The 12900-nt window shown below is 54.6% G+C and carries 14 protein-coding genes; 6 read left to right on the top strand and 8 right to left on the bottom strand.

Going from position 1 to position 12900, the window contains the following annotated elements; genetic code table 11:
• Positions 1–35: 35 nt before the first annotated feature.
• Together umuC and umuD are read right to left on the bottom strand one after the other, a co-directional pair.
• On the bottom strand, positions 36–1304 hold the full coding sequence (gene umuC, locus AFL22_RS15465; RefSeq protein WP_052271714.1) for a translesion error-prone DNA polymerase V subunit UmuC: 1269 nt from the start codon (positions 1302–1304) through the stop codon (positions 36–38).
• Between the two features lie 2 nt (positions 1305–1306).
• Positions 1307–1726, bottom strand: a complete 420-nt coding sequence (umuD, locus tag AFL22_RS15460; protein ID WP_010245460.1) for a translesion error-prone DNA polymerase V autoproteolytic subunit — start codon at positions 1724–1726, stop codon at positions 1307–1309.
• A 335-nt stretch (positions 1727–2061) separates the two neighbouring features.
• On the opposite strand from umuD, the gene AFL22_RS15455 reads away from it, so the two are divergent.
• Positions 2062–2313 carry a hypothetical protein gene (locus tag AFL22_RS15455; protein WP_010670062.1) on the top strand — a complete coding sequence of 84 codons (252 nt, stop codon included), beginning with the start codon at positions 2062–2064 and terminating at the stop codon, positions 2311–2313.
• Positions 2314–2422: 109 nt separating this feature from the next.
• Here the strand turns inward: AFL22_RS15455 and AFL22_RS15450 are convergent, their stop codons facing one another.
• On the bottom strand, positions 2423–2647 hold the full coding sequence (locus tag AFL22_RS15450) for a hypothetical protein (protein ID WP_010245468.1): 225 nt from the start codon (positions 2645–2647) through the stop codon (positions 2423–2425).
• Between the two features lie 540 nt (positions 2648–3187).
• Between AFL22_RS15450 and AFL22_RS15445 the strand changes: the two genes are divergently transcribed.
• The 3 genes from AFL22_RS15445 to AFL22_RS15435 all read left to right on the top strand — a co-directional run bounded on the left by AFL22_RS15445 (position 3188) and on the right by AFL22_RS15435 (position 5536).
• Positions 3188–3445, top strand: a complete 258-nt coding sequence (locus AFL22_RS15445; protein ID WP_022625723.1) for a biofilm development regulator YmgB/AriR family protein — start codon at positions 3188–3190, stop codon at positions 3443–3445.
• 289 nt (positions 3446–3734) lie between these two features.
• Positions 3735–4583 (top strand): manganese catalase family protein, encoded by an 849-nt coding sequence (locus tag AFL22_RS15440; RefSeq protein ID WP_052271713.1) that lies wholly within the window; start codon positions 3735–3737, stop codon positions 4581–4583.
• Positions 4584–4672: 89 nt separating this feature from the next.
• Positions 4673–5536, top strand: coding sequence for a glucose 1-dehydrogenase (locus tag AFL22_RS15435; protein ID WP_022625724.1), 864 nt, complete (start codon positions 4673–4675; stop codon positions 5534–5536).
• Here the strand turns inward: AFL22_RS15435 and AFL22_RS15430 are convergent.
• A complete protein-coding gene (locus tag AFL22_RS15430; protein ID WP_052271712.1) occupies positions 5529–6539 on the bottom strand; it encodes a UV damage endonuclease UvsE in 1011 nt (336 codons plus the stop codon). The two genes, AFL22_RS15435 and AFL22_RS15430, sit on opposite strands and share 8 nt — an antisense overlap.
• Before the next feature lie 101 nt (positions 6540–6640).
• Here AFL22_RS15430 and AFL22_RS15425 point away from each other — a divergent pair, with 101 nt between their 5' ends.
• Entirely contained in the window at positions 6641–7006 is a 366-nt protein-coding gene (locus tag AFL22_RS15425; protein WP_052271711.1) for an MmcQ/YjbR family DNA-binding protein, read from the top strand.
• A gap of 105 nt (positions 7007–7111) precedes the next feature.
• Here the strand turns inward: AFL22_RS15425 and AFL22_RS15420 are convergent, their stop codons facing one another.
• The 3 genes from AFL22_RS15420 to zinT all read right to left on the bottom strand — a co-directional run bounded on the left by AFL22_RS15420 (position 7112) and on the right by zinT (position 8497).
• A complete protein-coding gene (locus tag AFL22_RS15420; RefSeq protein ID WP_010245485.1) occupies positions 7112–7396 on the bottom strand; it encodes a helix-turn-helix transcriptional regulator in 285 nt (94 codons plus the stop codon).
• Complete coding sequence (locus tag AFL22_RS15415) at positions 7389–7709, bottom strand: type II toxin-antitoxin system RelE/ParE family toxin (RefSeq protein ID WP_010245489.1); 321 nt, start codon at positions 7707–7709, stop codon at positions 7389–7391. The genes AFL22_RS15420 and AFL22_RS15415 overlap by 8 nt, the downstream gene beginning before the upstream one ends.
• Before the next feature lie 140 nt (positions 7710–7849).
• Positions 7850–8497 (bottom strand): metal-binding protein ZinT, encoded by a 648-nt coding sequence (gene zinT / locus AFL22_RS15410; protein ID WP_010245496.1) that lies wholly within the window; start codon positions 8495–8497, stop codon positions 7850–7852.
• A gap of 389 nt (positions 8498–8886) precedes the next feature.
• Between zinT and katE the strand changes: the two genes are divergently transcribed.
• Entirely contained in the window at positions 8887–11151 is a 2265-nt protein-coding gene (gene katE / locus AFL22_RS15405) for a catalase HPII (protein WP_010245500.1), read from the top strand.
• Positions 11152–11218: 67 nt separating this feature from the next.
• Here the strand turns inward: katE and AFL22_RS15400 are convergent, their stop codons facing one another.
• Positions 11219–12877 (bottom strand): methyl-accepting chemotaxis protein, encoded by a 1659-nt coding sequence (locus AFL22_RS15400; protein ID WP_010670056.1) that lies wholly within the window; start codon positions 12875–12877, stop codon positions 11219–11221.
• Positions 12878–12900 lie beyond the last annotated feature (23 nt).

The following is a 12900-nucleotide window of genomic DNA, read 5'->3' as shown; positions in this document are numbered from 1 at the left end:
GCGGCTTCAGCAGCAGAGGAACATCGGGTCAGCCTTCACTTAAGCGCAACCACAGGCAGATCGGTTATCCGGGTGGTATAGGCAGGCGACAGCATCTCGCGTTTCATCGACCAGGCTTTGTTGATCCCCTGCCCGGCAAACCACAGCTTCCCGCTACCGAGCTTGTTGACTGTGTCGATCAGCTTCATCAGCTCTTCGCTATTGCGGCGTGGCTGATGTTCGTCAAACAGATCAAACTGAGCCACGCCCTGGCTGAAAAAATCCCCCAGCACGATGCCCGCCTTCATATAGCGATGTCCCTCAATCCAGATATTATCCAGACACGCCATTGCAACTCTGATGATGTCGCGTGTGTCCTGCGTCGGAATCAGCAGTTGCTCCATCGACTGATTGCCATAAAAGGGTTCGTCAGTCGCATGCGGACTGGTGCGCACAAATACCCCTACCTGACGGCAATATTGATTCTCACGGCGCAGCTTCTCCGCCGCGCGCTCGGCATACGCGCAGACAGCCTCGCGCATCTGATCGTAGTCGGAGATACGGCTGCCAAACGAGCGCGAACACATGATTTGCTGTTTTACCGGCGTCACTGACTCCAGCTCCAGGCAGGATTCGCCACGCAGCTCTCTGACGGTGCGCTCCATCACCACACTGAACTGTTTGCGAATAGCCTCAGTGCTTTGATCGGCCAGATCTTTTGCCGTCATAACGCCCATGGCGTTGAGCCGTTTGCCGATCCGATGACCCACGCCCCAGACTTCCGCCACATCAATCAGCGCCAGCAGCTTTTTTTGTCGTTCAGGGTCCGACAGGTCGACAATGCCGCCGGTTTTGCTCCACTTTTTGGCCGCAAAATTCGCCAGCTTGGCCAGCGTTTTAGTCTGTGCAATGCCGACGCCCACCGTCAGATGGGTCTCTTTACCTATTCGTTCTCTGACCTGGCGACCAAAGGTCTCCAGCGCCATACAGTTCTGCACGCCGGTGAGATCCATAAACGCCTCGTCGATCGAGTAGATCTCCACCGACGGCGCCATCTCTTCCAGTATGGTCATCACCCGATGGCTCATGTCGGCGTAGAGCGCATAATTTGAGCTGAAGACCTGCACCGCGTGACGCGTTAGTTCTTCACGCATCTTAAAATAGGGCGCGCCCATTTTGATGCCGACTTTCTTTGCCTCGGCGCTGCGCGCAATCACGCAGCCGTCGTTGTTCGACAGCACTACTACCGGTTTACCTTTAAGATCAGGCCGGAAAACGGTCTCACACGACGCGTAAAAGCTGTTTACGTCGACCAGCGCGAACATGGTCAGTGGGTCGCTTTAATAACAAAGGTCACAACGCCAAACACCTCCAGCGCATCTTCGGTCTGGATAGCGATCGGTTTAAATTTGGTATTCATCGGCATCAGTTGCAGGCAGGGATGAAGCTGGAGACGTTTAACGGTGAATTCACCTTCCACCGCGGCGACCACAATATCGCCGTGTGAGGCGGTGAGTGAACTGTCGACCACCAGCATGTCGCCATCATTGATGCCCGCCTCAATCATTGACTCGCCGCTGACACGGACAAAATAGGTGGCGCTGGGGTGCTGAACCATCAGCGCATTGAGATCAATGCGTTGTTCGACATAATCCTGCGCCGGGGATGGAAATCCGCACGGCACACGTTCGATATATAGCGGTAAAGGCATAACGGCACGAATGTCCGCAGGTTTAATGAATTCCATAATTTCGCTCCTTTTTCAGATTACTGTATATAAACACAGTAATAGCTAATCCCCCTTTTAATCAAGTGACATGGAACATCTTTAAGCGAAAGGGTTGATGGTAATGCACTTTTTTTTAAACGTTTTTTCGCATTGCCGTCAGAGTAAGCGGAAACGGGTTACTTTCGCCGCACCGCCGGAATATCGTCGATTTCTTCTTACAGTAAAGAATCTTATAAATTCACCGGCTGATTATTTTTACTTAAGGAAAATCTGACAACGCTTCTCTGGCATTCGGAGAGGTTTGAATATTACGGGCGGGCTGGTTATTCTGCTTTTTTAAGCATGGAGGGATTATGGCAGACGACGATCGAATCAAACATCTTGAAGAGGCAGTTGCGCAGTTAAGGGTTGAGACTACGGTATTAAAAGCGATACTCGGTCAGCAAATTGCGCTGAATAATCTCAATTACAAAGGGAAGTTTGACGATGTACTGGCGGCGCTGGCGAAAGAGTATGCCGAACGCGGTCTGGAAGAGGGCAATAACCAGGCTATCCATGATGCCCTGCGTCAGTATATTAAATATGAGCCACCCGCAATGGAATAAGCGGATTTTCCGGCAGCGTCCGATTGCCGGACTTTACCGGCTCCTGAACGCTGCCACCGTCCTCCCCTGCACCGCCTCCGCAGCAGCCTCAGACGATACCGGTTAGTATTTACACCTCGCTGTCACTCTCCAGCGCATCCTGAATCGCGTCGGCCAGATTAGCAACTTCATTCGCCACGGCCTGCAGATCCCAGGCGGTTTTTGAGCCGGTTGCAGAGGTGGAGGCGCTGACGGACTCTTTTGCCACTGACAGAGCAGCAGCCACGGCGACCGAACGTTTATGTTGTTCCTGAGTCATGCCCGCAGGCGGAATTGCGAAATAGTCGTGAACCATGATCATTTCCTTGTGATAAATAAGGGGTCAACCTTAGCCTTCTGCATCAGGCGTGGGAAGTGAATTATGCGGCATGGCCTGTCAGACGGCCAGGATTGCAGCAGCACAATCGCACCCGCCGCTTTTCCTGCCCTGAAACCTGTACAACTTTGGCTGAAATCTGCGGAAAAAAGCGGTTTTAACACGTTGATGTGTCGTCAGCCCAATTCTCAGCCTGCTGGCCTGAAAATCGTCACCCCTCTGAAAACCTCACCAACGCACTGTATTTATTCAATTAACTATCGAAAACCTCTTTTTTCACTCTAAACATACTTTTAAAATACACCACCGACCAGTTAAATTTTGTCAAATTTCATTGTACAACTTTGCGATTCTTGTATAACTTTGTCTCGTGATGTTAAATCACTTGTAACGAAAGGTGCTTTGCACCGCATCTGAAGGTGTTGTGGATTTCCACCTTCAGATGCATTTTTTTTTGCGTCAGCCGGTAACCGGATCTGAATCGACGCGTTCTTCCCCCAATTTCTTATGAGGCCTGACATGCAAACAACGATGAATACAGAGTCTCAGATTTCTGATTACTTCATGAACTCTGGCACAGCGCTGACCACTGAAAAACAGGTTATCGCCGCAGTCCATGCCGAACTTGCCCATGCGAAAACCCATGTCTCCGATAAAGACATTGTGCTGGGCCTGATTCACCGCCTGGAGAGTGAGCGTGACGTGGTTAAGCAGGATATTTACCGTCAGGCGCTTGAACATGTTCTGCAGCGCGCTTCGGCGACCAGCGACAGCTAAAAATCTGTGTCTGTTATGAGGGAACGCGAATTAGCATGGATGCTTTTCCCGTCCGGAATCAGCCCCTGTTATGGGGCTTTTTTTATTTCTCCTGCACTGAATCACTTGTTCCCTTCACACCGCTAAGATTGCCTGCCCCACCGGACCAGATATAGCTCCGGAAAACACCGTTTTCGCCATTTATTCAACCTGAAATTCCGATTAATTGCTGTCGTTTCGCTTTATTTATCCGATATCTGTGTCCAGGCTTTTTCTGCATCCACTGCAAACACAGACGAGGAAAATAATCATGTTTCATCATTCATCAAAACTTCAATTCCCGGTTCGTGTAGAGAAACCCGATCCAGAATTTGCCATGCTGCTCCAGCAGGCCATCGGCGGCGTCGAAGGTGAGATTCGTGTAGCGATGCAATACTTTTTCCAGGCGATGGGCGCGCGCGGTGATGTGCGGATTCGTGATCTGCTGATCTCGACCGCTACCGAAGAGCTGAGCCATATCGAAATGCTGGGCTACGCCGTGGCGCTTAACCTTGAAGGCGCCCCGCTCTCTTACCAGGAAGCGTCAGCGAAAGATCCGGTGGTTAATGCGATTCTGGGCGGAATGAACCCGCGCCATATCCTCTCTTCCGGTCTGGCAGCGATGCCGGTTAACGCCAACGGCATGCCTTTTGATATGAGTCATATCTATGCGTCCGGCAACGTGGCGGCCGATATGCTGGCTAACGTCACCGCAGAAGCCACCGGCCGCGTACTGGCGACACGCCTCTATAACATGACGGAAGACAAGGGCATGAAGGACTTCCTCTCCTTCCTGATCGCCCGTGACACCATGCACCAGCAGCAGTGGCTGGCGGTGATCGAAGAGATGGGCGGACTGAACGCGTCGCTGCCGATCCCGAACAGCTTCCCGCAGGAGCATGAGGCGCAGGAGCACTCTTACTACTGTCTGAATACTTCGCTGGATAAACCGCTGCCGGAAGGTCGCTGGAGCAGTGGCCCGGCTTACGATGGCCATGGTCAGTTCAGCGCGAAACAGCAGCCAGAGATTCTGGGTGATGAGCCGCTGCTCGGCAATGCGCGTCCCGGTTCTGGTGCGCAGTCTGAGCAGATTGACGGCGTTACGTCACCGAAGCCTTAACTGACACAGGCGTGCCGGTCCGGGCCACACCGCACGGTGTGACCCGGACCGGTTGTTTTATGCTAACGGATTTTTATGGAGGAATATTCATGTCATCGACTCAACGCCCGCAACCCCCTTTTGCCGAACAGCAACAAACGCCGCCGGGTAAAACCGCTGCGATGCAGCCTCAGCCCGATCACGGCGAGCAGAGTTATCAGGGCTCCGGCCGCTTGGCGGGGAAAAAAGCCATTATTACCGGTGGCGATTCCGGCATTGGCCGGGCCGTCGCCATTGCCTTTGCCCGGGAAGGGGCCGATGTCCTGATCTCTTATCTTGATGAACATGAGGATGCGCAGGATACCGCCCGGCTGGTTGAAGAAGCGGGACAGAAAGCGGTTCTGGTGCCTGGCGATATTACTGAGGCGTCACACTGCAACGCCCTGGTCGATAAAGCCGTCGAAGCCTTTGGTGAGATTAATATTCTGGTGAACAACGCGGCGTATCAGATGACGCGCGAATCGCTGGATGAGATCAGCGACGAAGAGTTTGACCGGACCATGAAGACCAACCTTTACGCGATGTTTTACATCACTAAAGCGGCAACACGGCATATGCCTGCTGGTGGATCGATCATTAATACGGCCTCGATCAATGCTGACCAACCGAAACCGAAGCTGCTCGCCTACTCCGCCACCAAAGCCGCCATTATTAATTTCTCTGGCGGCCTGGCAGCCTTACTGGCTGAAAAAGGTATCCGTGCCAATGCGGTCGCGCCCGGCCCTATCTGGACGCCACTGATCCCGTCGACCATGCCGGTTGAACAGGTGAAGAACTTTGGCAGCGAAGTGCCGCTGCAGCGTGCCGGTCAGCCTGCTGAACTGGCACCAACCTATGTGATGCTGGCCAGTGATGAAGCCAGCTACATTTCAGGAGCGACCATCGCCGTGACGGGCGGTGTGGCCATTATTTAACGTTCGCCGATTCCCTGGTCGCTTCGGCCAGGGGATTAGCTATCAGCTTCTGTGTTATCCCCCACTGGTAGAGTTGTTCCCGCGCCAGATTCTTCATTTTCACTTCGCACATGATATCGAAATCCTGAAACGACAGTGCCCACGCATTCAGCGTCGGATTAAAGAAGTAGTCAGAGTGCGCCCGCAGTTTGCTTTTGCTCACGCCCAGCTGCTGCTGATCGGGCCAGCCCTCCTGCGGAATCATCCCCTCCTGCGAAATCGAATAGTGCAGCACCGGCCGCACGCCGCGCCACGAATCGATCACTCTGGCAACACGCGCGTCATCCGGCTGAATAAACTCACTCTCTTTTACCCAGTGATGGTGAATATCCAGCACCACCGGACAGAGTGGCGCTGCCTGCAGCACGTCATCCAGCGAGCAGGAGATCTCATCATTCTCCACCGTCAGCATCCGCCGCGCTTCCGGGCTGAGCTGATTAAACGACCGTTTGAAACCGTCGAATCCCGCCTTGCCGTTCATATGAATGTTGATTTTAAAATCCTGGAAGGTCTTGCCATATCCCATCAGACAGGCGCAGAGCGTGTGATACTCCACATCCTCCAGCGCGCGCACTACCACATCGGGATTATCGGAGGCGAGCACGGTATATTGTCCTGGATGGAATGAGAGCCGGATGTGATGCGCCCGCGCCAGCTCGCCACAGCGGGCAAAGAGCGGATAGAGTTCGGGCAGAAATGCGGTAAACAGTGGCGTGGCCTCGGGAACCGTATAGAGCGGTAACAGATCGCTGCCAATACGCATCATCCTGAGTGGCTCAGGTAAGGTGGCCAGATGCTCAAGCGTCAGGTAGAGATTGTTGAGGTTAGTGACGGTAATCTCATAGATCAGCTGATGACGTTCATCGTGCGATAAACTCAGAAACCGTTTACGGGTGGTGGCGCGAAGCGGGAAAAACTGTTTGCCATCGCTGTTGAGATACTTACATGCAAAGCCTAATTTCATGTCTGCTCCTGATTTATGCTTATCAGAAGTGTAACAGGCCCCTGGCGACCAGCCAGTCGCGGGCCGCAGACTCAGGCTGAATAATTACAGGGAGACTCACTATGCAGGGCCATGAGATCCAGCGCATCGCCATTGAAGCGGCTGAGCGGCTGCCCGCCGCTGAATGCAGCTATCCATTCGGGCCGGAACATCAGGTCTATAAAGTGTGTGGAAAAGTGTTTTTACTGCTGACCGAACTGCGGGGTGTGCCGATTATCACCCTGAAATGCGAGCCGCAGCAGGCAGAGCTGCACCGGGTGATCTATCCCTCGATCACCGCCGGTTATCATATGAATAAACGTCACTGGATCACGGCCTATCCCGGTGACGACCTCTCGCCTGGCTTGATTCAGCAGCTGGTTGAGGATTCGTATCACCGTGTGGTTAAGGGTATACCCGCCTCGCGCCGCCCGGCCTGGGTGGGATAAAACCCGTGGAGGGGATACGTGTGCACCGGAAAGAAAGTTTGCTTGATAGCAGGCAAGATAAATAGCAGGGCCAGCATTGTTCTGGCACCTGCCGTCATCTCTCAATCAAAGAGAGATCTGGGGATTTTCAACGCCACAGGCACGGGCATAGCGGGCGAGTGTTTCAACTGTGGCTTTATCTGCGCGACGCTCGGTGCGTGACACTGCCGACGGGCTGACACCGAGCGCCTCCGCGACCTGAGCGCTGGTCATTCCGGCGCTTTCCCGCCATTTGGCTAACTGCTCGCGCAAGTGCTCTGCCCGAACTTCTGCCTCGTAATGTTCGCGAACAGCCGGATCAGATAAAATTTCTTTGCGGGCCGTCGTCCACGCAACTGATTTCTTACTCATCGTTTAACATCTCCTCTAAACGGTGCGCCGCTGCCGTCATGACTGCTGCTGGCGTTTTCTTTGTCTCTTTCACAAAAGCTTTCAGGATAAAAATACGTCTGCCTTTCTGGTAAACATACACCGCTCGCCCAATCTCATTGGCCTTCGCCCTGAGCTCAAAAAAACCCGACCCTAACGGTTTGGTATCCGGCTCTCTCAAATCAGTTCCACGGGCAGCCAGTTTATCTATTTGCCGGGCCAGCTTAGCCCGGAGCATCTCTGGCATTGCCTTAATTTCAGTGAGCGCGTCCTTGTGTATCGTTATCTCAAACATAGATCCTCCGTTGGAGTTAAGTTAACTCATGAGTTAACTTAACTCAAGGATCTATATTTCCTCAAACGGGGGAAATGAATCCAGTCGCTATCCTTGCGAAACAGCTCTGATCCGCGGAGCATCTGACACCGGCCCGGCACTCAGTGGTGCAGCATCTCCTCCACGACCTGTGAGTTCATCATCTGGTAAGGATAATAGGTCGGCCAGTTATCCATTTCTGCCAGCAGGGCTTGCTGAGAATCGTTGCCCATAAAGATATGGAAATGGGCAGATTTACGCGGCCCGATGGTGTGGTCGCTGAACTGCACATATTTCGGCGCTTTGCTGCCCGCGTCCTGGCATTCAAACAGGTAGCGCACCCCTTTTTTACCTGAGGCATAGGTCAGGATTTTGTGGCCCGCATACCGGTAGTGGCAGGCGCTGACCTGGTCGCCGATGTGGAACTCCATCACGCCATTTTCAATACCGATGGTATCGACGTCGGTGGCGTAGCCTTTGCGGTAATACGCTTTATACTCCTCTGCCGTTTTGCTGTGATCCTGCTGCGCTTTCTTCTGCCAGACCGGGTCCAGCTCCCCGCTTTGCAGCAGCGGATAAACCGACTGCCACAGGCCATCCCAGTCAGCGAGCGGACGATCTTTCACATCGCTGTCAGCAAAAACCCCTTCTGCCGCTTTCTGCTCCAGGGCCGACAACGGTTTTCCATGTGCATGCGTGCCATGTGCCAGCGACGGCTGGCTGACTAACAGTGCGCCCAGTAGCCCAATCCATTTACCTGCATGATTCATCAAAGTCTGATACCCCGGTCAACGTTACAAAATGAAATGTTATGATATAACATTTCTAAATTCAACCAAAAGCAGCAAACGCCAGCATTAATTTTATTAATCGGTTAACGCCCTGCATCAGGCAATGAGCACCTCCTGCGGCGGCAGATTCTGCATCCTCTGAAAGCACACTTTCCGTATAGCAGGCGCGGGCTGGAATGCCTTTAAGCCAGACGGCACAAGGCATGAATAAGCGAAGCGATAATCCGGATTGAGAGATAAGTGCGCATTTCTGGCGGACAAAAAACGCACAGTCGTCACAGTTAAATGCCCGATTTAACCTCAGTATTGTTCAGGTTGTTCTATATTTAGTGTCGTCGAAAGTAAAATAACAGCTGGAGCATGAATTAATGTCGAAAGAAACAGAGAAGAAACCCCTGAGCGAGCGCGCCCCGACCACCGGTCCGGAATCCTCAGAGCCGGGTCTGGGTTCACTGGCACCAAAAGATGGTTCGCATCAGCCCCCAGCCGAACCGACTCCGCCAGGCAAGCAGCCCACCGCCCCAGGCAGCCTGAAAGCGCCTCAGACGCACAACGCCAAACTTGACCAGCTTGAAGCCAGCCGCAAAAACGGCACCGACCGCGCCCTCACCACCAACCAGGGCACACGCATCGCCAACGATCAAAACTCACTGCGTGCCGGTTCGCGCGGTCCGACGCTGCTGGAAGACTTTATTATGCGTGAGAAAATCACGCACTTTGACCATGAGCGTATCCCGGAACGTATTGTTCATGCCCGTGGCTCAGCCGCACATGGCTATTTTCAGCCTTACCGCTCCCTGAAAGATCTGACCAAAGCGCAGTTCCTCAGCGATCCCGAGCAGACCACGCCGGTTTTCGTGCGTTTCTCCACGGTTCAGGGCGGTGCCGGATCGGCTGATACCGTGCGTGACATTCGCGGTTTCGCCGCCAAGTTCTACACCGAAGAGGGTGTCTTTGACCTGGTGGGCAACAACACGCCGGTGTTCTTTATTCAGGATGCGCATAAATTCCCTGACTTTGTGCACGCCGTTAAGCCGGAACCGCATAACGAAATCCCGCAGGGCCAGAGCGCCCATGACACCTTCTGGGATTACGTCTCTCTGCAGCCGGAAACCATGCACAACGTAATCTGGGCGATGTCTGACCGGGGTATTCCGCGCAGCTATCGCACCATGGAAGGCTTTGGTATTCACACCTTCCGCCTGATTAACGCAGAAGGTAAAGCGACCTTTGTCCGTTTCCACTGGAAGCCGGTGGCCGGTAAAGCGTCGCTGCTGTGGGACGAGTCACAGAAACTGACCGGTCGCGATCCCGATTTCCATCGCCGCGATCTGTGGGAAGCGATTGAAGCGGGTGATTTCCCGGAATATGAACTGGGCCTGCAGCTGATCCCGGAAGAGGATGAGTTCAAATTTGACTTCGATATTCTGGATGCCACCAAGCTGATCCCGGAAGCACTGGTGCCGGTTGAGATTGTCGGCAAGATGGTACTTAACCGTAACCCGGACAACTTCTTTGCTGAAACCGAGCAGGTGGCGTTCCACCCGGGTCATATCGTGCCGGGCCTCGATTTCTCCAACGATCCGCTGCTGCAGGGGCGTCTGTTCTCCTATACCGATACGCAAATCAGTCGTCTGGGCGGACCGAACTTCCATGAGATCCCGATCAACCGTCCGACCTGCCCGTACCATAACTTCCAGCGTCAGGGCATGCATCGTCAGGATATTGACACCAATCCGGCGAACTACGAGCCGAACTCGATCAACGATAACTGGCCGCGTGAAACTCCACCTGCTGCAGAAGGCGGCGGCTTCGAGAGCTATCAGGAGCGGATTGAGGGCCATAAAGTGCGCGAGCGCAGCCCCTCATTTGGTGAGTATTATGCGCAGCCGCGCCTGTTCTGGCTGAGCCAGACTGAAGTCGAGCAGCAGCACATCATTGGTGCCTACTCGTTTGAACTGAGTAAAGTGGCGCGTGCTTATATCCGTGAGCGTGTGGTGGATCATCTGGCACGCATTGATACGAAACTGGCGCAGGGCGTGGCGGATAACCTGGGACTCGCTCTGACGGATGAGCAGCTCAACATTCAGCCGCCTGCGCCGGTGAATGGCCTGACCAAAGATGACAGCCTGAGCCTCTACGCCATTCCGGATGGCGAGATTAAAGGTCGTCAGGTCGCACTGCTACTCAGCGATGGTGTGAAGGCGGCTGATGTGCTGGCGATTTTGCAGGCGCTGAAAGCGGTGGGTGTTCACGCCAAACTGCTGGCTCCGCATATGGGCCAGGTGCGCGCCGATGATGGTTCAGTGCTGCCGGTCGATGCGACGTTCGCCGGTCTGCCCTCTCTGACCTTTGATGCGGTGATGGTGCCGGATGGCAATATCGATGCCCTGCTGCTGAGCGGCGATGCCCGTTACTTCCTGCTGGAAGCCTACAAGCACCTCAAGGTGATTGGTCTGGTGGGCGAAGCGCGCCGCTTTAAAGCGCAGTTTGGTCTGGAAGATGCGGATCAGGAAGAAGGTATTGTGCAGGGCGACTCGGCGGAGAGCGCGCTGATGTCTGAGTTCACTCAGGCGATGAAAGCGCACCGCGTCTGGTCGCGCAGCCAGAAGGCACAGTCCGTCCCGGCCTGATGTCAGCGGCACGATGCCGCATGCCGCGTCACAAAATAAAAAACCGCCCTTGGGGCGGTTTTTTTTATCAGAAGGTCTGCCAGTTATCATTGTCCGCCAGGCGGGCAGGCTGAAGTTTTGGCACGGCAAGGGCTTTCGCCACCGGCGCAGCAGAGAACGCCACCTGCAAAGTGCCGGTTTTGAATACCGATACCGTTTTACGCAGGTAGCTCGCCTGCTCTTCCAGTGAGGCGGCGGCAGTCGCGGACTCCTCCACCAGCGCGGCGTTCTGCTGCGTCACACCATCCATTTCCGAGACCGCTTTGCAGACCTGCTCAATGCCACGGGTCTGTTCAGTCGAGGAGGCCGCAATCTCTTCGATCAGCTGCGTGACACGACTCACCGACGTCACGATGCTCTCCATCGCGACGCCCGCCTGAGAAGCATGACCGGCACCGGTTTTAATCCGCTCGGCTGAGCGGTCGATCAGTCCCCGGATCTCCTGCGCGGCGCTGGCGCTGCGTCCGGCCAGCGAGCGCACTTCACCCGCTACCACTGCAAATCCACGACCCTGTTCACCGGCACGCGCGGCTTCAACGGCGGCGTTCAGCGCCAGAATATTGGTCTGGAAGGCAATACTGTCGATAATGGCGATGATACCGGCGATCTGATTCGAGCTTTCGCTGATCTGATCCATGTTGGCGATGACCCGGGCGACAGTCTCACCGCCCTGCATGGCCGTGGCTGAAGCCTCTTTCGCTACCGTGGTCGCCTGCTGCGCATTGTCTGCATTGAGTTTCACCGTTGAGGTGAGCTGCTCCATACTGGCTGCGGTCTGTTCCAGCGCGGCAGCCTGCTGTTCGGTACGGGAAGAGAGATCGGTGCTGCCCGCTGAGATTTCCGCTGCACCGGTAAAGATAGAGCGGGTGGCGTCATCGACCGAGGTAATGGTCACCACCAGCGCATCGCGCATCTGTTGCAGCTCCTGAATCAGCAGTCCCATCTCATTGCGGCCTTCATGCTGAATATCAGAGGTCAGATCACCGCCCGAAATGGCGCGCATATGGCCGGTCAGCCTGCCCAGTGGGCCAATCAGCAATTTCTGCAGCCCAATCCAGACCGCGACCCCAATCACGCCGGTGATCAGGCCAATAGTCAGCAGCGCCCAGAGCGCATCCGTCAGGCTACGCTGGTTATGCTCCGAGGACGCTTTCATCAGCTGGATGTTCACTGCACGCCAGGCCTCATAAGCACTGTCGAGCTGGTCCTGCGCCGCCTGCGCTTCAAGGTTGCCATAGCCCGCATAGTTGCCCTGCTTCAGAAAGGTAATGGAGGCCAGCATGGTGTCACGCATCTGCTGGTAGGCGGTCTGCACCTGCGTCGCCTGGGCTTCACCCTGGCCCTCTTTGCGCGGCAGCGCCTGCCAGGCTTTGAAGTCCGCATCGGCAGCAGCAGCAGACTTTCCAGCCTGCTCCAGCAGCGCAGCCATGGCTGCCAGTGATTTTGGATCCTGCTGATTTTTCAGGAAACGGATTGCCACGCGGTTGATGGTGACGCGGGTTTTAATCAGGGTTTTTACCGCGTCACTCAGATGCTGCTGCTGCAGCGTAAGCTGCTCTGCCGCCACGAAGTTTTTGTCGGCTTTTGAGACGCCGTTATAGAACAGAAATCCGGTCAGGGTCAGTAACGTCACAAAGACCACCAGAACAGCAGCGATACCGTGAGTGATTTTAAGATTTTTAAGCATGTCCGCAGGCTCATATCAGAGGA

The sequence above is a fragment of the Pantoea sp. CFSAN033090 genome, assembly GCF_001264395.1.
In the GTDB taxonomy this organism is placed as follows: Bacteria; Pseudomonadota; Gammaproteobacteria; order Enterobacterales; family Enterobacteriaceae; genus Pantoea; species Pantoea agglomerans.
This window is presented reverse-complemented; position numbering and strand designations above follow the sequence as displayed.